The 18,671-nt window shown below is 33.3% G+C and carries 16 protein-coding genes and 1 other RNA gene; 11 read left to right on the forward strand and 6 right to left on the reverse strand.

Annotation, left to right across the window (positions count from 1 at the left end):
• Positions 1-207 precede the first annotated feature (207 nt).
• Complete coding sequence (locus tag Q1W72_RS04355; protein WP_099716090.1) at positions 208-1,842, reverse strand: ABC-F family ATP-binding cassette domain-containing protein; 1,635 nt, start codon at positions 1,840-1,842, stop codon at positions 208-210.
• Between the two features lie 389 nt (positions 1,843-2,231).
• Between Q1W72_RS04355 and Q1W72_RS04360 the strand changes: the two genes are divergently transcribed.
• The gene (locus Q1W72_RS04360) at positions 2,232-2,765 is read left to right on the forward strand and encodes a murein L,D-transpeptidase catalytic domain family protein (protein WP_099716091.1); all 534 of its coding nucleotides are present in this window, start codon (positions 2,232-2,234) and stop codon (positions 2,763-2,765) included.
• 60 nt (positions 2,766-2,825) lie between these two features.
• Here Q1W72_RS04360 and Q1W72_RS04365 read toward each other — a convergent pair whose 3' ends face one another.
• Both Q1W72_RS04365 and Q1W72_RS04370 read right to left on the reverse strand, forming a co-directional pair.
• Positions 2,826-4,001, reverse strand: a complete 1,176-nt coding sequence (locus Q1W72_RS04365) for a GlmU family protein (protein WP_302137451.1) — start codon at positions 3,999-4,001, stop codon at positions 2,826-2,828.
• A gap of 165 nt (positions 4,002-4,166) precedes the next feature.
• Entirely contained in the window at positions 4,167-4,418 is a 252-nt protein-coding gene (locus Q1W72_RS04370; RefSeq protein ID WP_099716093.1) for a type B 50S ribosomal protein L31, read from the reverse strand.
• Positions 4,419-4,658: 240 nt separating this feature from the next.
• Here Q1W72_RS04370 and Q1W72_RS04375 point away from each other — a divergent pair, with 240 nt between their 5' ends.
• From Q1W72_RS04375 to Q1W72_RS04405, 7 genes are all read left to right on the forward strand, one after another.
• The gene (locus tag Q1W72_RS04375) at positions 4,659-5,189 is read left to right on the forward strand and encodes a DUF4199 domain-containing protein (protein ID WP_099716094.1); all 531 of its coding nucleotides are present in this window, start codon (positions 4,659-4,661) and stop codon (positions 5,187-5,189) included.
• Positions 5,190-5,195: 6 nt separating this feature from the next.
• Positions 5,196-6,155 carry a glycosyltransferase family 2 protein gene (locus Q1W72_RS04380; protein ID WP_302137452.1) on the forward strand — a complete coding sequence of 320 codons (960 nt, stop codon included), beginning with the start codon at positions 5,196-5,198 and terminating at the stop codon, positions 6,153-6,155.
• A gap of 192 nt (positions 6,156-6,347) precedes the next feature.
• Positions 6,348-8,075 carry a phospho-sugar mutase gene (locus Q1W72_RS04385; protein ID WP_302137453.1) on the forward strand — a complete coding sequence of 576 codons (1,728 nt, stop codon included), beginning with the start codon at positions 6,348-6,350 and terminating at the stop codon, positions 8,073-8,075.
• An 82-nt stretch (positions 8,076-8,157) separates the two neighbouring features.
• Positions 8,158-10,005, forward strand: coding sequence for an ABC transporter ATP-binding protein (locus Q1W72_RS04390; RefSeq protein WP_099716097.1), 1,848 nt, complete (start codon positions 8,158-8,160; stop codon positions 10,003-10,005).
• A gap of 114 nt (positions 10,006-10,119) precedes the next feature.
• Positions 10,120-10,773 carry a hypothetical protein gene (locus tag Q1W72_RS04395; RefSeq protein WP_099716098.1) on the forward strand — a complete coding sequence of 218 codons (654 nt, stop codon included), beginning with the start codon at positions 10,120-10,122 and terminating at the stop codon, positions 10,771-10,773.
• Positions 10,770-11,906 carry a retropepsin-like aspartic protease gene (locus Q1W72_RS04400; RefSeq protein ID WP_302137454.1) on the forward strand — a complete coding sequence of 379 codons (1,137 nt, stop codon included), beginning with the start codon at positions 10,770-10,772 and terminating at the stop codon, positions 11,904-11,906. Before Q1W72_RS04395 ends, Q1W72_RS04400 begins: the two co-directional genes overlap by 4 nt.
• A gap of 71 nt (positions 11,907-11,977) precedes the next feature.
• On the forward strand, positions 11,978-12,679 hold the full coding sequence (locus Q1W72_RS04405; protein ID WP_302137455.1) for a hypothetical protein: 702 nt from the start codon (positions 11,978-11,980) through the stop codon (positions 12,677-12,679).
• Between the two features lie 11 nt (positions 12,680-12,690).
• Here Q1W72_RS04405 and Q1W72_RS04410 read toward each other — a convergent pair whose 3' ends face one another.
• The 3 genes from Q1W72_RS04410 to Q1W72_RS04420 all read right to left on the reverse strand — a co-directional run bounded on the left by Q1W72_RS04410 (position 12,691) and on the right by Q1W72_RS04420 (position 17,701).
• Complete coding sequence (locus Q1W72_RS04410; protein ID WP_099716101.1) at positions 12,691-13,413, reverse strand: hypothetical protein; 723 nt, start codon at positions 13,411-13,413, stop codon at positions 12,691-12,693.
• A gap of 109 nt (positions 13,414-13,522) precedes the next feature.
• On the reverse strand, positions 13,523-15,991 hold the full coding sequence (locus tag Q1W72_RS04415) for a TonB-dependent receptor (protein ID WP_302137456.1): 2,469 nt from the start codon (positions 15,989-15,991) through the stop codon (positions 13,523-13,525).
• Between the two features lie 12 nt (positions 15,992-16,003).
• Positions 16,004-17,701 carry a M23 family metallopeptidase gene (locus tag Q1W72_RS04420; RefSeq protein ID WP_302137457.1) on the reverse strand — a complete coding sequence of 566 codons (1,698 nt, stop codon included), beginning with the start codon at positions 17,699-17,701 and terminating at the stop codon, positions 16,004-16,006.
• Between the two features lie 174 nt (positions 17,702-17,875).
• Between Q1W72_RS04420 and Q1W72_RS04425 the strand changes: the two genes are divergently transcribed.
• From Q1W72_RS04425 to ssrS, 3 genes are all read left to right on the forward strand, one after another.
• Positions 17,876-18,166 carry a hypothetical protein gene (locus Q1W72_RS04425; RefSeq protein WP_099716104.1) on the forward strand — a complete coding sequence of 97 codons (291 nt, stop codon included), beginning with the start codon at positions 17,876-17,878 and terminating at the stop codon, positions 18,164-18,166.
• A gap of 8 nt (positions 18,167-18,174) precedes the next feature.
• Positions 18,175-18,468 carry a cell division protein ZapA gene (locus Q1W72_RS04430; RefSeq protein ID WP_099716105.1) on the forward strand — a complete coding sequence of 98 codons (294 nt, stop codon included), beginning with the start codon at positions 18,175-18,177 and terminating at the stop codon, positions 18,466-18,468.
• A gap of 51 nt (positions 18,469-18,519) precedes the next feature.
• Positions 18,520-18,626, forward strand: a non-coding RNA gene (ssrS, locus tag Q1W72_RS04435) — 6S RNA.
• Positions 18,627-18,671 lie beyond the last annotated feature (45 nt).

Below are 18,671 nucleotides of genomic sequence, written 5' to 3' on the forward strand. Positions count from 1 at the left end.
CATTGAAATTCAATTACTACACAAGGTACGAAAAATTTAAAATTAAATACTTAATAACAAGCACTTTAACCTTTTATATATAAAAAATTACATTCAAAAATCACTATCGTTTTACTGCAGAAAAACTACTCAAAAATTGACTTAAATAAAAACGGCATGCGTTATCCGCATGCCGTTTTAGTATTTATAAACTGTTCTTACCAAAGACTATTTTTCTATCTCTCGCATACTGTCCATTTTTTTATTTGCCAAGAAACCGGTAATATCTTCAAAATGCTCTACTACTCTTTTGTTTCCGAATTCGAAAACTTTAGTTGCCAATCCATCCAAGAAATCCCTGTCGTGAGAAACCAAAATTAATGTTCCGTCAAAATCACGCAACGCATCTTTGATAATATCTTTGGTTTTCATGTCCAAGTGATTCGAAGGCTCATCGAGAATCAATAAATTCACTGGTTCCAACAATAATTTAATCATTGCCAAACGCGTTTTCTCACCACCGGAAAGCACTTTCACTTTTTTGGTCACATCATCACCCTGAAACATGAAAGCCCCTAAAATATCTTTAATTTTAGTTCGAACATCCCCCACGGCAATATCATCAATAGTTTCAAAAATAGTAGCATTTTCGTCTAATAAAGAGGCTTGATTTTGGGCAAAATAACCAATTTGTGCATTATGACCAATCTCTAAACTTCCACCATTTATTTCGATTTCTTTCATAATGGCTTTGATCATCGTCGATTTTCCTTCCCCATTTTTCCCTACGAAAGCTACTTTTTCTCCTCTTTCGATAACCATATTTGCATTCGAAAAAACCACATGATCGCCATATGATTTTGACAAATCCTTTACAATTACCGGATATTGTCCGGAACGTGCAGCAGGCGGAAATTTTAGTTTCAAAGCCGAAGTATCCACCTCGTCAACCTGAACAATAACCAGCTTCTCTAACATCTTAACACGAGACTGAACGGCATCCGTTTTAGAAAATGTCCCTTTAAAACGATCAATAAAAGTCCTGTTATCAGCAATCATGCGTTGTTGCTCGTCATATGCTTTTTGTTGATGCACACGTCTGTCTTTTCTGAGTTCCAAATAATGAGAATATTTGGCTTTATAATCATAAATACGTCCCATTGTAACTTCGATGGTACGATTCGTAATATTATCTACAAAAGCCCTGTCGTGAGAAATTACCACAACAGCTTTGGCTGAATTAATCAAGAAATCCTCTAACCATTGAATACTTTCAATATCCATGTGGTTGGTAGGCTCATCCAGTAAAATTAAGTCTGGTTTTTGCAAAAGGATTTTGGCAAGTTCGATTCGCATTCTCCATCCTCCGGAAAACTCTGAAGTCTGACGGCTAAAATCTTCACGAACAAATCCCAAACCGATTAGAATTTTCTCTACTTCGGCTTCATAATTTATTTCTTCAATAGCATAAAATTTCTCGCTCAAGTCCGAAACTCTTTCGATCAATTTCATGTACGCATCACTTTCGTAATCAGTACGAATGGTTAGTTGCTCATTGATTTCATCGATTTCTGCTTTCATTGCAAAAACTTCTCCAAACGCTTTCGAAGTTTCTTCCATCACCGTCGCACCATCTGTAGTCAATAAATGCTGAGGCAAATAGGCCACAACAGCATCTTTTGGTGCCGAAATATTACCGGTTGAAGGCTTACTTTGACCCGCAATAATTTTTAGAAGCGTCGATTTTCCTGCTCCATTTTTACCCATAAGGGCAATTTTATCATTTTCATTTATAGCAAAAGAAACATCACTAAAAAGTGTCGTGCCACCAAACTGCACAGAAATATCGTTAACTGTAATCATTTAGATTTTTAGATTTTTAGACTGCTTAGATTATTAGACTTCTCAGCAAGTGTTTTTTAAAAGTGCAAAGATAGATTAATTCAGGAATTGGACAATTGAATAATTTATAACAATTTAAAATTTGAATAAAAGAAATATAAAATTTAAACAGCGCACAATAATAGTATTTTTTTATAGTTTTGCATTTGATAATTAGACGTTTAACTACAAAAAATATTTTCATTTGAAACAACATTAAATCTTAAAAACAACAAATCCCTAAATCATTATGAAAATAGTAATCCCTGTTTAAACAATGTAAAAACAGGAGAATGGTGTAGAAAATAAAACCGATGCGTAAACCGAAAACCTAACTTTTATAGGTTGAATGAAAATTTAAAAACTAGATCATGACAAAAACATTAACAATTATTCTCTTGTGCGCTTTCCAGTTTATTGCAGCCCAAAGCAATGAAGAAATTGTACAAAAAGCTTGCGAAGTACAAACAAAATGGGGCTTTAAAGCCAAAAATAAAAATATTATTACACTCATTGATTTTTCAAAATCAATCAACGAAGCAAGGCTCTACGTTATTGATTTAAAAAACAACAAAATACTTCTAACCAGTAATGTTGATCATGGTTCCGGCTCAGGAACAGGATTAACTCCCAGTTCTTTTAGCAATATTGAAGGAAGCAAAGCCACTTCATTAGGATGCTATCTTACATTACAGACCTATCAAGGGATGTGGGGATATTCTTTACGATTAGATGGGTTGGAAAATGATAAAAATTCGAATGCTTTGAAAAGAAATATCGTAGTCCATTCGTCAAAAAAGATGTTTAGTAAATTCAGTTGGGGATGTTTTTCAGTTCCGGACAATAATGCCAACACCTTGATTAACTTGATAAAAAATGGTTCGCTTATTTATGCCTATCAATAAAGGTTAACTTAAAATAAAAAGCCTCTATCAAGAGGCTTTTTTTATATCTAAAATGAGAAATTATTCTTTTCTCCACTTTTTTGATTCCTCAAAAACATGTTCAAGAATAGCGGCTTCTCTTTCGTCAAAATCTACGTTTCTACGACTCATCACTAATCGAGCCGTTTCAAAAGCTTTCTTGGTCACATAAGTGGTAAAACCAGAAGCGCCACCCCAAGAAAAGCTAGGCACAAAGTTGCGAGGAAATCCGCTGCCAAAGATATTAGCGCTTACGCCTACTACCGTTCCCGTATTGAACATGGTGTTAATGCCACATTTACTGTGGTCTCCCATCATCAATCCGCAAAACTGAAGTCCAGTTTTAGCAAAACCTTCCGTTTCATAACTCCACAATTTCACTTCTTCGTAATTATTCTTTAGATTAGAATTATTACTGTCGGCTCCAATATTACACCATTCGCCAAGAACAGAATCTCCTAAAAACCCATCATGCCCTTTATTTGAATATGCAAAAAGCACCACATTTTTTACTTCACCACCAATTCTGGAATAAGGTCCTACGGTTGTAGCACCATATACTTTTGAAGCCATTTTCACTTGTGCATTTTCGCACAAGGCAAAAGGTCCTCTGATTACGGAACCTTCCATGATTTCTGAATCTTTACCAATATAAATAGGACCTGCAGAAGCATTTAAAGTCACAAATTCTAACTTTGCCCCTTCTTCTATAAATATATTTTCAGGTGCAATGACATTGACACTTTTTGGTATTGGTTGTGATTTTCTATCCTCTGTCAGGTATTCAAAATCTTCTCGTATCGCAGCATCATTTTTAGAAAAAATATCCCAAGTATGCTCAACAGTCAAGCAATCATCAGTATATTCAATAATTTCATAGGTATCAAAATTTACTTCTTCCTGCTCATCATTGGTATAAAAAGCAATTACTTCGTCTCCTTTGAAAATAGCCTGATTGGGTTCCAGATTACTAACCATCTCTGCTAAAACATCATTAGGAAGAAAGGAAGCATTTATCATTACATTCTCTTCTAATTCTACCATTGGGAATTTCTCAGACAAATATTCCTCTGTCAATGTAGTTGTGGTAGAACCCAAACGCATTTCCCATTTTTGACGAATGGTCATGATTCCAATAAGAATATCCGCAACCGGACGCGTGAAAGTAAAAGGCAATAAAGCGTTTCTGGAAGGTCCGTCAAAAAGTATGTAATTCATAAAATTGTTTATTTGTTGATTCGGTTATTTGTTGATTCGAAAATTAATTTCATCAACCTGCCGTTTTAATAATATTGACACCAAAGTTACAAAGTTTTCAAATAGATAAAAATAAAAAAGCCTCCCAAAAAGGAAGGCTTAATTGTATTTGAAAACGAGTTAAAATTATTTAACGTGTTTAGCGTATTTAGTTTTGAATTTATCAATACGTCCTGCAGTATCAATAAGTTTAGATTTACCTGTGTAAAAAGGGTGAGAAGTTCTAGAGATCTCCATTTTCACAACTGGATATTCAACTCCGTCAACTGTTAATGTTTCTTTTGTATCTGCAGTAGATTTAGTGATAAAAACTTCGTCATTTGACATGTCTTTAAATGCAACTAATCTGTAATTTTCTGGGTGAATTCCTTTTTTCATCTTGTTAATCTTTTTTATTTGTTAATTATAATTAGTCTTGAAGCTTTTCTTCTAACAGAAAAGGTATAAACTCCTTATAACTTTTTGTTTTACAATATTATTTTGAGTTTGCAAATTTACAATTATTTTCCAATAAACAAATCTTTGTATCACTTTTTTTATATAATCGTAAAAAACGATTTTTAGCTACGAATATATTGGGAATTGTTATATTTGTGGATTAATTCTAAAACAACAACAATGATAAATGAAATTATTAAAAAGAATGGAATAACCTTTGGAGTAACAATTGGAATTGTTTCTGCATTAATTACTTCAACAATTTACGCTATTGATTTAAATTTGTTTACTTCTTGGTGGATTGGAGTTTTAAGTATTTTGGTTTATCTTACATTGGGAATTATTTTACTTTCGAAAACAAAAAAAGAGCTCAACAATGTTTTCTCTTTCAAAGATGCGTTTACAACTTACTTCATTGCTACACTAATAGGTATTTTAATTTCAACACTTTTTAATGTTCTTTTATTCAATTTTATTGATCCTTCTGCTAAAGAGACTTTAAGTGAATTAATGATTAAATATACTGTCAACATGATGCAAAAATTTGGTACACCAGCATCAGCCATTAACGACGCTATAGCAAAAATGAAAGAAAACAATCCTTATTCTACATTGGAATTACTAAAAGGATCTATTTTTAGTATTGTTTTTAGTTCAATTTTCGGATTAATTTTGGCAGCATTCTTTAAAAGTAAATCTACACAAGAATAAAAATTAATGAATTTATCTATACTCATACCGCTTCTTAATGAAGAGGAATCACTTAATGAACTATACACCTGGATCATCAAAGTGATGCAATCTCATAATTATACGTACGAAATCATTTTTCTGGATGATGGAAGTACTGATAATTCATGGACTATTATTGAAGGATTTGCACAAGAAAACCCTCATGTAAAAGGGGTTCGTTTCATGAAAAATTTTGGAAAATCACAAGCATTGCATGCTGGTTTTGCAAAAGCGCAAGGCGATGTAATTATTACTATGGATGCTGATTTGCAGGACAGTCCAGAGGAAATTCCGGGATTGTATGATATGATTACCAACGGTAAATATGATTTGGTTTCCGGATGGAAAAAGAAACGCTACGACTCCGTAGTGGCAAAAAACTTGCCTTCTAAATTATTCAACTGGGCTGCGAGAAAAACTTCGGGAGTTGAATTGAATGATTTCAATTGCGGACTGAAAGCGTACAAAAATGTTGTTGTAAAAAACATTGAAGTTTCGGGCGAAATGCACCGATACATTCCGGTTTTGGCAAAAAATGCCGGTTTTGGAAAAATTGGCGAAAAAGTAGTACAGCATCAAGCCAGAAAATACGGTGAGACCAAGTTTGGTATGGAACGTTTCATCAATGGTTTCTTGGATTTAATTACCATTTGGTTTCTTTCTCGTTTTGGAAAAAGACCGATGCATTTATTTGGTGCCATGGGATCGTTAATGTTTATTATCGGGTTTATGCTTGCCGGATATATTGGTATTTCAAAACTATATCATATGTATAATGACATGCGCTATAGTCTGGTAACAAATAATCCTTGGTTTTACATCGCACTTACGACAATGATTTTGGGAACACAATTATTTTTGGCCGGATTTCTTGGCGAAATAATTTTGCGAACAAAAAATAATGAAGAGCGTTATAAAGTGTCGAGTGAAGTTAATTTTTTATAAATTTAACTAAAACTAAATTTAAAGATAATAGTTATCGTTTACACTATAACTAGCCCTGATAACAGCGGCATCCTTTTTCTTTTTTTTCTTTAAAAAAAGAAAAAGATACAGCGAATAGCAGGATATAGCTCCTAAAACAAAACAACTGTATTTAAATTTTAATTACGAATTTAGAAACTAAAAACATATCGAATGGATATCAAACAAAACATTTTGGACGCAGTAAATGAGTGGCTTACGCCAACATTTGACACCGCTACGCAGGAAGCGATTAAAGAATTGATGACTACATCGCCTAAAGAACTGGAAGAGAGTTTTTATAAAAATCTTGAATTTGGAACTGGCGGAATGCGCGGAGTTATGGGTGTGGGAAACAATCGCATCAATAAATACACACTTGGAAAAAGCACGCAAGGACTTTCGGATTACTTGCATACTGCATTTCCTAACCAGCCTTTGAAAGCGGTTATTGCTTACGATTGTCGTCATAATAGTGATACGTTGGCCAAATTAGTTGCGGATGTTTTCTCGGCTAACGGAATTGAAGTGTATTTGTTTTCGGAATTGAGACCTACTCCAGAATTGTCATTTGCAGTGAAACATTTAGGCTGTCAGTGCGGAATTGTTCTTACGGCATCTCACAATCCACCGGAATATAACGGATACAAAGTGTACTGGCAAGATGGTGGACAAATTGTGCCGCCGGAAGATGAGGGAATCATCAATGTTATTGAAAATTTAAATTACAATCAAATCAAGTTTACTGCCAATGAAGATTTGATACACTATATTGATACAGAAGTTGATGAAGCTTTTATAAAATCGACTATCGAGAATGCGAGTTTTGGAACTTCGGCTGAAGCCAAAAAAAATCTGAATATTGTTTTCACTTCTTTGCACGGAACATCTATAAAATTAGTTCCTGATACTTTATCGCAAGCGGGTTATCCTAATGTGAATATTGTTGAAGAACAAAGAGTACCAAATGGTGATTTCCCAACCGTAAAATCTCCAAATCCTGAAGAGCCGGAAGCATTGACAATGGCATTGGCATTGGCAGACAAGACAAATTCGGATATCGTTATTGGGACTGATCCTGACTGTGACCGTTTAGGAATTGCCGTTAGAAATAACGATGGCAAAATGACGTTGCTTAACGGAAATCAAACCATGATTTTGATGACTGCATTTTTATTGGAACAATGGAAAAAAGCAGGTAAAATCAATGGCAAACAATTTGTGGGTTCTACAATCGTTTCTACTCCTATGATGATGGAATTAGCAACAAACTACGGTGTAGAATGCAAAGTTGGTTTGACTGGTTTCAAATGGATTGCCAAAATGATTAAGGATTTTCCTGAGTTGGAATTCATTGGTGGTGGCGAAGAAAGTTTTGGTTATATGGTAGGCGATGCCGTACGTGATAAAGATGCTGTTGCAGCTACTTTATTGATTTGCGAAGTTGCGGCTCAAGCCAAAGCAAAAGGAAGCACGGTTTACAAAGAATTACTGCAACTGTATGTTGATAACGGTTTTTACAAAGAATATTTAGTTTCATTGACCAAAAAAGGAATGGATGGCTTACAGGAAATTAATCAGATGATGATTGATTTGCGTGAAAATCCATTGAAAGAAATCAACGGACAAAGAGTTGTGATGGTAGAGGATTACCAATCTTCAATAGCTAAAAACTTGCTTACTGATGAGGAAACCAAAATGGAAATTCCAAAATCGAACGTATTGATTTATTATACCGAAGACGGTTCAAAAATTTGCGCCAGACCAAGTGGAACGGAGCCTAAAATAAAATTCTATATCAGTGTAAATACGGAATTGGATTCAGTTGAAGATTTCAACGAAGTAGAAAGCATTTTGGACAATAAAATAAAAAACATTATTACTTCAATGCAATTGAATTAATAAAAAAAAACAAAATTGATTTTTCAGACAGACCCGATAAGTTCTCCACTTATCGGGTCTTGATGATAAAAAAACAACTTAAATGGATTCAAATTTCAAAAAAATTATTCCTTTCACAAACCCGTACCGTTCTCATGTGGTTTGGAACGTAATATTCAATATTTTTTACGCACTCTTTAGCACCTTGTCTTTTATTGCATTAATCCCAATGATGGATGTCCTTTTTGGCACTACTGAAAAAGTCAATGAAAAACCTGTTTTAGAGTCAATTTTTGACATCATCAAATTTTCTAAAGAGTACTTATATTACAACATCACACTACTAACCGAAAAGAATGGTCCTGAATTTGCCTTACTGTTAGTTATTGCCATAGTGAGTATAACTTTCCTATTCAAAAATCTATTTAATTACTTAGCATCTAATCATTTGATGCATCTTAAAAATGGTGTATTGAAGGATTTAAGAAATTCAATGTATCACAAAATCATCAACTTACCTGTTTCCTACTATTCCGAAAAAAGAAAAGGTGATATTATGGCTCGAATGCTAGGTGATGTAAATGAGGTTCAAAATTCTTTTTTTTCTGTCTTAGAATTAATTGTTAAGGAGCCAATGACCATCATATTCACCCTCGTTGGTATGATTGCAATCAGTTTCAAGTTAACCTTGTTTGTCTTTATTTTCATCCCTCTTTCAGGACTATTAATATCAAAAATTGGTAAATCACTGCGCAGCAAATCCGAAAGAGTACAATATGAAAACGGTTATCTAATATCGATTGTAGAAGAATCGTTATCTGGACTAAAAGTTGTTAAAAGCTATAATGCCGAATCAAATTTTAAACAAAAATTTAATGATTCAGTTACCCGAGTTTTAAAATTGTCTAACAGTATAGGTAAAAAAAACAACTTGGCTACACCTTTAAGTGAGTTCTTAGGGATCATTACTATTTGCATATTACTTTGGTTTGGTGGAAAAATGGTACTTGTTGACAAATTACCTAATGGAAAAGCATTACTTGATGGAGCTAAATTCCTAGCTTACATGGGTCTTGCCTATAACATCTTAACTCCTGCCAAAGCCATTTCTAAAGCCTCTTATTCGGTAAAAAATGGACTAGCAGCAGCCCAACGTGTTTTTGAAGTTTTAGAAGTAAAAAATGAGATAACAGACAGCGAAAATGCAATTAAAAAATTAACTTTTGAAGACAGTATCGCAATTACGAATATTAATTTCAGATACGAGGACGAAAATGTTTTAAAAGACTTTTCGCTTCAAGTTAAGAAAGGACAAACTGTTGCTCTTGTAGGACAATCCGGTAGTGGAAAAAGTACGATTGCCAATTTATTGACTCGTTTTTATGATGTAAATGAAGGTACAATCGCTATTGATGGAATTGACATCAAAGACATGAACCTGCATTCCCTTCGTGATTTAATGGGATTAGTAACGCAAGACAGTATTTTGTTTAATGATACTATAAAAGCAAATATTGCTTTGGGAAAACATGATGCCACTGATACAGAAATCATTGAAGCCCTAAAAATTGCAAATGCTTACGAATTTGTGAAAGACTTGCCATTGGGAATTCATACAAATATTGGCGACAGCGGAAACAAACTTTCCGGTGGACAAAAACAACGATTATCCATTGCCAGAGCAGTTTTGAAAAATCCTCCAATTATGATTTTGGATGAAGCAACTTCAGCATTGGACACGGAAAGCGAAAAATTCGTTCAAGTAGCACTGGAAAACATGATGCAAAACAGAACTTCAATTGTTATTGCACACCGTCTTTCTACCATTCAAAAAGCCGATTTGATTGTGGTAATGCAAAAAGGAAAAATAGTGGAGCAAGGAAAACACGAGGAACTTATTGCAATGAATGGGACATATAATAAATTAGTTACCATGCAGTCTTTCGAGTAAGTTGCCATAAAATACACTTCAGACTGTTAAAATTACAGTTCAGTAAGAAATTTAAAAAAGGTTGAGTAACATCTAATATATTTACTCAACCTTTTTAATTTAATACTGAAAAATATGATTTTCAAAATTATCTTAACCATTCATATCATTTCCGGATTCACCGGATTACTGTTAGGAACGCTGCTTTTAATTCGCAAAAAAGGAGATGTCATTCATAAAAAACTTGGCAAAGTATTTACTTTAGCCATGGTTTCAACTGGTTTGTGCGCATTCTACCTTTCGTATGTACATCCTAACTTATTCCTTTTTATAGTAGGCGTGTTTACAATTTACCTGTCTATTTCAGGCTATCGAATGATTCATTTAAAAAAGGCTCATCTGGGTCAAAAACCTAAAATAGGCGATGCTTTTTTAACTATTCTAATGCTTATTTCCAGTATTATCTTCTTTTATATTGGGTTTAAATATATGTTAGCAAAACAAATTTTCGGGATAGTTTATATTCTGTTTGGAAGTATTAGTTTGCGATTATGTTCCGTTGAATACAAAGCTTACACCGGAAAAGTAACTGATAAATTATACGGATTAAAGAATCATATCGGTAGAATGACTGGAGCTTATATTGCAGCTTTTACAGCATTTCTTGTTATTAATAACACTTTTTTACCCGCAGTTTTAGCGTGGAGTTTACCAGGAATTATTGGTGGTATCTTCATCGGTCGAACATTACGAAAACTAAAATCTCAAAAATCAAATCAATACCAATGAGAAAAAATCTACTACTCTCAGTGCTCTTTTTAATATCTTTTTTAAGTAAAGCTCAATCTGTCAAAATTGATACAATTCCCTTTACTACTTCATCATCATTATTAGTTTTCAAGGGACAAATAAATGGTGTCGAAACTGATTTTGTGTTAGATACAGGTGCAGCTATTGGAGTTATTACATCTGCGAAAGCAAGTGATACTAAAATACGAATTGCTGGGAAAAAGAATATCACTGACAGCAATGAGAATGTAAACTCAATGTCAGAAGCCATGATTGAAACAGTAACAATTGGCTCTTTCGAAATTAAAAATATAAAAAGTGTCGTTTATGACATGCCGTTTTTGACTTGTAATAATTATTATTTATTAGGTGCAAATGCAATCAACAAGCTGAACTGGAAAATTGATTTTGAAAAAAAACTTTTATACGTCTCAAAATCAACTTTTGAATATTCAGACGAAATGCTCGAAATGCCCATTAATTATAAAAACAACCGACATTTCACTACTTTTAGCATCAATGAAACAGTATTCAAAAATTGCTTAGTAGACTTAGGATATAACGACTTTTTTGAAGTTTCTGAGAAAGAACCCTTTTTTAAAAAACTAAAACAAGAAAATCAAGATGCAATAATTTCTGGTTCGCGATTGACAATGAGTCTTTCAAATATGGAAATCAACAAGTACGAGACTTTAAGCTTTGATAATTTGATGATAGGCAACACAAGATTTGATGATTTAAAAATTGAAATCAGGGCCAATATTGAAAATAAAATCGGGCTCAAATTCTTTTCTCAATTATCCTCAATTATGATACTAAACAATGACAATTCTAAATATTATTTGAAACTTTCAAACAAACCTATTTCTTTACAAATGAGTTTTGATGCCGATTGTTTTTTGAAAAATGGCAAGTTAATAATAGTCGGTAAAAACAACAATTCTGAAAGTTCAGCAAAAGAATTAGCTACAGAAGAAGAAATAAAATCAATAAATGGTTTAACGGCAATTGATTTTAAAGACGAGTGTGATTTTTTATTGTGGAGAATTGAAAATCTTAAAAAAGACAGCTATGAAATAGAAAAGCTGAATGGACAAAAAATCATTATAAAAAAACAAGTCCTTAAATCATAATTCTAAAATAAATTGGTGAACTTTACGTGTCTTATTTACTTGTTGCCCCGACAATTTTTTAAATAATTTAAATGTACATCAATAATCAAAACATAAAACTACCTGAAGACCCAAATACTATTGTTTGGAAATATCTTGACTTATCTAAATTCTTAGATTTATTAATGTCTGAGAAGTTATTCATGTCGCGATCTGATAAATTTGAAGATCAATATGAAGGCACTTTTAGCGAACCCACTTTTGAGGAAATAAAAAAACTTTCCATTGACAATCCTGACTTTTTAAACTATTACAAAACACATCGGGAAAAAGTCGCGATTAGCAGCTGGCATATCAATGAATATGAATCGTTTGCTATGTGGCAGATTTTCACCCAAAATAGTGAAGGTTTGGCGATACAATCAACCATTGGCAGATTACAGGAATCTCTTATTCCGGAAACTAATTTCAATCAATATATTGGGGAAGTAAATTACATCGATTACAAAAAGGAACACATTCCGTTTGATGATATGTTTTTTCCTTTTTTATTCAAGCGAAAAAGTTTTCAATATGAAGGCGAAGTACGAATCATCACTGACATTGGTAAAAATGACATCAAAATCAATGAGGGACTTAAAATCAATGTAGATATCAATCAATTGATTGAAAAAATATACATTCATCCCAAATCTGAAAACTGGTATAAAAACCTGGTTATTCAATTAGTAAAGCAACTGGGATTTGATTTCACCATTGAAAAATCAGACTTGGAAAGTGATATTTTGATTTAGAATTAGTGTTACTAAACTGGCTCGTAACCAATAATTTTCCATTCCTTTTTTGACAAATCGATATAGTAGTAATTCACCACATCTTTCTTGTCAAACTCTCCGTTTTTATTAGTATCCTCAACGGTTCTGTAGTACAAACGATTTTTCGACCCTATCAATTTCCAATCTATTAATTCCTGAAAATCGGAAGATATTTTAGTGAATTTCTCCCCGCTGATTTCGCTTAAATACAATGCTTTTATATCACTTGTATCTAATTTTCCGTCTTTATTCGTATCCATGTCAACCATAGTATACACCATAATCTGGTTATTGGTTTTATCAGCAACCGATTTTAAATACGTAGCAGTTTGAATCAAAACAGGTTTGTCTGTCAATTTTCTGATGGAATCCGAATCAACTTTTTGAAATTTTAAATTCTGCAAAAAACCTGTGATTTCATATTCGCCATAATTAGATATAGTAAAACTCAAATCGTTCACACTGGAAGAACCATATCTCGATTTTATCCCTTTCTCGCGAATGCTTAAATCAGCTACGGGATGAATCAAATAATCCGTTCCTTCCATTTGAAGTGGCAAATCGGCAATTTGTATTTGGGTAGAATCCGCTTTGGCTAGTTCTTTAGCCCTACTCGCTCCATCGTAAGTAACTTTTGGTTTTTCAACCTCTTCTTTACAACTGGTTAAAAGCAGAATTGCGATTCCTAATATTGTGATATGTAGTTTTTTCATGTTGTTGTACTATTAAAATTCAAATGTAATCATTTTTAAAAATGGTAACGCCATTCAATACTTGATTTAACGAATTAAAATTGGGTTAAACTTTACCGCTTCTTAACGTTTATAACTTCGCAGTCAATTTTACATTAAAAACTCTGGTGGTCATATAATTAGGAATTGCATATTGATTTTTCGAATATACATCCCGAACCCAAGTATTCGTTATGGCATTTTGATTGTCAAAAAGATTAAAAATTTCTAATCCTATCGTCAACTCTTTAAAGTTTTTAAACCAACCCGTATTATTCTCTTTTTTTGTAGTATTATCTATAAAAACTTTGGAGAAACCAACATCTACACGGCGGTAATCATTCAATCGATTTTGGTATAAGTAAGGATCAGCATACGATGGCGAACCTCCCGGCAATCCAGTATTGTAAACCAAATTCAAGTACAATTTTATACTTGGAATATTAGGCATATAATCTTGAAACAAAAGCCCAAATTTCAATCTTTGATCCGTAGGTCTGGCAATATATCCTTTATCACTATTTTCTTCAGTTTTTAAATAACCAAAGCTAAACCAAGATTCTGTTCCGGGAACAAATTCCCCGTTCAAGCGAACATCTAATCCTTGAGCATAGGCTGTTGCATTATTATTGGCTGCGTAACGAATGCGAACATTGTCAATCGTGTACGTATTTACATCTGTCAGCGATTTATAATACAACTCCGAGACCAATTTAAAAGGACAATCCCACATCTTAAAACTATAATCATTCCCAAAAACAACATGCACCGATTGTTGCGCCTTAGTATTGGGTTGCACCATTCCATCCTCACCTCTCAATTCCCTGTAAAATGGCGGCTGATGGTATAATCCTCCTGAAAGTCTAAAAACCATATCTTTCTCCCAATCTGGTTTTATGGCAAACTGTGCTCTGGGACTAAAAGTAATTTGGGACTTTCCAGTTATAGCAGTACCTATAACTTCCCAATTGTGCATGCGCACGCCAGCATTATACCAAACTTCACTCGAACCAATATTCGATTTTAAACTCCATTGACCATAACCCGAAAATCTATTGATGGAGTTAAAATTAGTCGCTCGAATATTTTGATACGGAACAAGCGGTCCGGTGTAAGGCGAATACGGCTGATCATTTTTAGGCAAATCAATAATTGGTGGATTCAATGAAAAACCAGCCGAATCAATTACCTCCCACTCTATTATTCTGTCACGAATGGATTCCCGTGTATATTTAATTCCCCATTCAAATTGATTTTCTTTCCAATCGTGGAATCCTTTTATCTCGGTATTTACAATTAGTGCATCCAAATCATTTCTGGCATGACTCAGCTGCGAACCAATTCCTCTTGTAAAAGCGACTTCTCCAAAAGTTTCTGACCCAATACTGGAATCCACTTCGCCTAAACGGTATTGGGCGAAAATATCAAAATATTCTTGTTCTAAAGTATGAAAAACAGAACCGATGAATTTCAACGTAAAATTATCCGAAACATTGAATGTTGTTTTTAAAGCTCCAAAATAAGTATCGTATTTATCCTTTTCCTGACCTTCATAAAAAACAGTAAGTGCCATAGGATTATCTATGGTTCCAAAAGTAGTCTGTCTCGTCAATGGCTGATATTGGTATTTATTTTGAGAAATATTCCCCAAAAAACTCCACTGCCATTTAGCCGAAGCCTGATAATTTATATTGGTTTGAATATCTGCAAATGACGGCGTAAAATTCGTCTGCGTCTCTTGGCTTTTTACCAAAAGGCTGTTGTTTCGATATCGAACTCCCGTTACCGCAGACCATTTTTTATCTTTAGAAACCGCATCAACAGAAAGACTTCCACCAAGAAAACTCGCTTCAAGGCTTGCGCCAAATTTAACCGGTTTTCGATACGTAATATCTAAAACAGACGATAGTTTATCTCCAAATTTAGCTTGAAAACCTCCCGCCGAGAAATCCACATTTTGCACCAAATCCGTATTAGTGAAACTCAAACCTTCTTGCTGTCCCGAACGAATCAGGAACGGGCGATAAACTTCAATTTCGTTTACATAAACCAAATTCTCATCATAATTCCCACCGCGCACGGCATATTGTGTACTCAATTCGTTATTAGAGTTTACTCCCGGCAAGGTTTTTAAAATATTTTCGATACCGGCATTAGCTCCTGGAATTTTTCGGATAACCTCAGGCTCAATTGTAGAAATTCCTTGAATCAGCTTTCTATTATTGGACGTCACAATCACTTCCCCCATTTGTTCTTCCTGATCACTCATTACTGGGTTGAACTCCTTTTGCTCATTGGAATCCAAAGAAAAAGTTATTGTTATTTTTTTTAACGAAACATGCGTAAAAACAAGCGTTACTTTTTGGTTCGCAGGAACTTTTAGATCGTAAAATCCATTTTTATTGGATTGAGTGCCAATACTGGAATAAGAAACATTTACGTTACCTACGGGTTGATTGTTTTTGTCTAAAATAACTCCTTTTATTCTAGCCGTTTGAGCCAATAAAGATAGGCTTACGAAGAAGAAAAAGAAAACAAAAATTAATTTATTAGTACTCAAATGATTTGGTTTTTATTTTTTTTGGCTTCTAAAAAAACGAGTTTCAAAGGTAGTTGAATTTCCTACATTATCAATCACAACAACTTTTAAATCATTGGCACCTTCAGCAACAATTCCATCAGTAAAATAATGGGTTAGTTTTCTGGTTTTATTATCATATTCGAATAACACCCATTTTCCGTTTAAATAGCCATTGTATGATTTTATGCCAGACACGTCATCGTATATAGAAAGCTGAATTGTTTTTTGCTCGCTAATCCATTTCCCTTCAACAGGAACCGCCATAGTTATTTTTGGTGCAATAGTATCTGCAACCAAAGCATATTTACCTAAAATTTTAACCTTTGTGTTGAATATGCTGTCTTTTCTATAGGTTGGATTGTAATTTATTTTCTTTCCTTCTATTCTGCCAATGAACATTTTCTCTCTCTGCGCTTCAGTCGATTTTGTATCTTCAATTGAAACCGTAAAATTAGTGTGGGCAGGAACTGTATCGTCGTGTAAAAACAAAGTGTCATTTTTTACATCAAAATTCAAATCAAAATCTTCATAAAAAGTTCCCGCAGGAAAGAAAACCGACATATTTGCTAAAGCAAAATTGCTGTCTTTATTCGCTTTGACAAAATAGTTCGATTGAACTGGCTCAGGACTGATAGTTGTAGACAATAAATCATATTGAATAGGAATAGCTATTGTTTTTTTATTTCCAAAAAAATCCGAAACTTCAATACGATATAAAGATGCTAAATTTGGAGTTACCTGTAAAACTCCTTTATTTTCATCGGCTTGTATAATGCTCAGATTATACGGGTTTTTCATGAATAATTTCTGAACCCGTTGCTGCATTTTCTTATATCTCGAATAATCAATCAGCGCATTGATATAGCGCATTTCGTCAAATGAATAGGTATTGAATTCATAACCGAAATTTGGTTTTCCATTATAAAAAGACTGCACTTTATATACTCCGTTATTATTAAACGAAACATCATCAGTATCATAAGCCGATATACCAAAACCTATTGTACCGTTTGCAACTACTTTATCAGAAAGGTAAGTTCCATCTTTTTGCAAAGAAACATTTAGCAACAAAGGTCGTTTCGAGTGATTAACCGTAGTTTTCGAATCCAAAGGATACACATAAACTCCGGAAACGACAGGTTTCTTTGTATCTTTTAAAAATTTATCGTACCCAAAAAGCATCGGATTGATTATAAACTCTGTTTTAGTATCCCGAAATTCAAAATGTAAATGTGGCCCTTCTGAAGCTCCTGTATTACCGGAAAAAGCAATGATTTCTCCTTTTTTCACCACCATTTCATCAGGTTTAAAAAACATTTCGATTTCAAATGACGCTTCTTTATAATGCGTTTTCTTGATGTAGTTTTCTATTTCGCCATTGGCCATTTTTAAATGCCCATAAACTGATGTGTATCCATTGGGATGGTTGATGTAAATAGTTTTTCCGTTTCCAAAAGTTGAAATCTTTATTCTTGACACATAACCATCGGCCACTGCGTATACTTTTAATCCTTCTTTTTGTAGCGTTCTTAAATCAAAACCTGCATGAAAATGGTTGGGTCTCAATTCTCCAAAATTTCCTGATAATTGCATCGGAATATCTAAAGGAGATCTAAAATAATCTTTTGGATAGTCAACTTGTGCAAAAACAGAAGTACAAAAAAATAAAAAAAATACAGAAAATCTCATCGTTTACATTTTTGCTAAGATAAAAAAAGTATTCAAAACAGCGATAAAAAAAATGGTTAGTAACCATTTGTACAACTGATATTTAATTAATTTAATGCAAAAAAAATAATAAAATATTGCAAAATTAAAAAGGAATACTAACTTTGTATGATTATGTAATGAATAAGATATATAATGAGTGCAATTGCAGAAATTATTGATACTCTTGAAAGTAAGATTGAAAAACTTTTCACAAAAATGAAAGGTTTGGAGAAAAATAATCAAGATTTGAAAAACGAATTAACAAAAACTGCATCCATAATACAAACTCAGTCACAAGAGATTGAAGCGCTAAAAACGCAGTATGAAACACTCAAAGTAGCAAATACATTACTAGGCAGTGACGATAATAAAAGAGATACAAAGCTTAAAATAAATTCATTAATTCGCGAAATTGATTACTGTATAGCACAGCTATCAGATTAATAAAAGATATGGACGAAAAGCTTAAAATTAAAATATCAATCGCAGACAGAGTCTACCCGTTAACGGTTGATTTCTCTCAGGAAGAAGGCCTTAGAAGCGCTTCTAAAAAAATTGATACGATGATCAAGCAATTTGAAGAAAATTATGCTGTTCGTGACAAGCAAGATGTATTAGCCATGTGTGCTTTACAATTTGCCTCACAAACGGAACAAAAACAAATTGATAATGCGATAGATGGAGAAGCAACCATCGAAAGAATTAAAAAAATCAATGCGATTTTAGATCAATATCTCGACAAATAAACGTTCTTTACAAAAACTAAGATACTGCCTACATTAGTTCATATTTGGTAAACTCAACACTAACAATTTAGAATGAGCAAATCATCGTTACTATAGCAAGCCAATTCAGTTTGGAAGCTTGAACAACGAGTTAGCTCAAAACTTGTCTTTTCGAGTTTATACAAGCAATCTAATGTAGGCTTTTTTATATATAAATTTTAACA

It is taken from the genome of Flavobacterium sp. ZE23DGlu08 (genome assembly GCF_030505335.1).
Lineage (GTDB): Bacteria > Bacteroidota > Bacteroidia > Flavobacteriales > Flavobacteriaceae > Flavobacterium > Flavobacterium algoritolerans.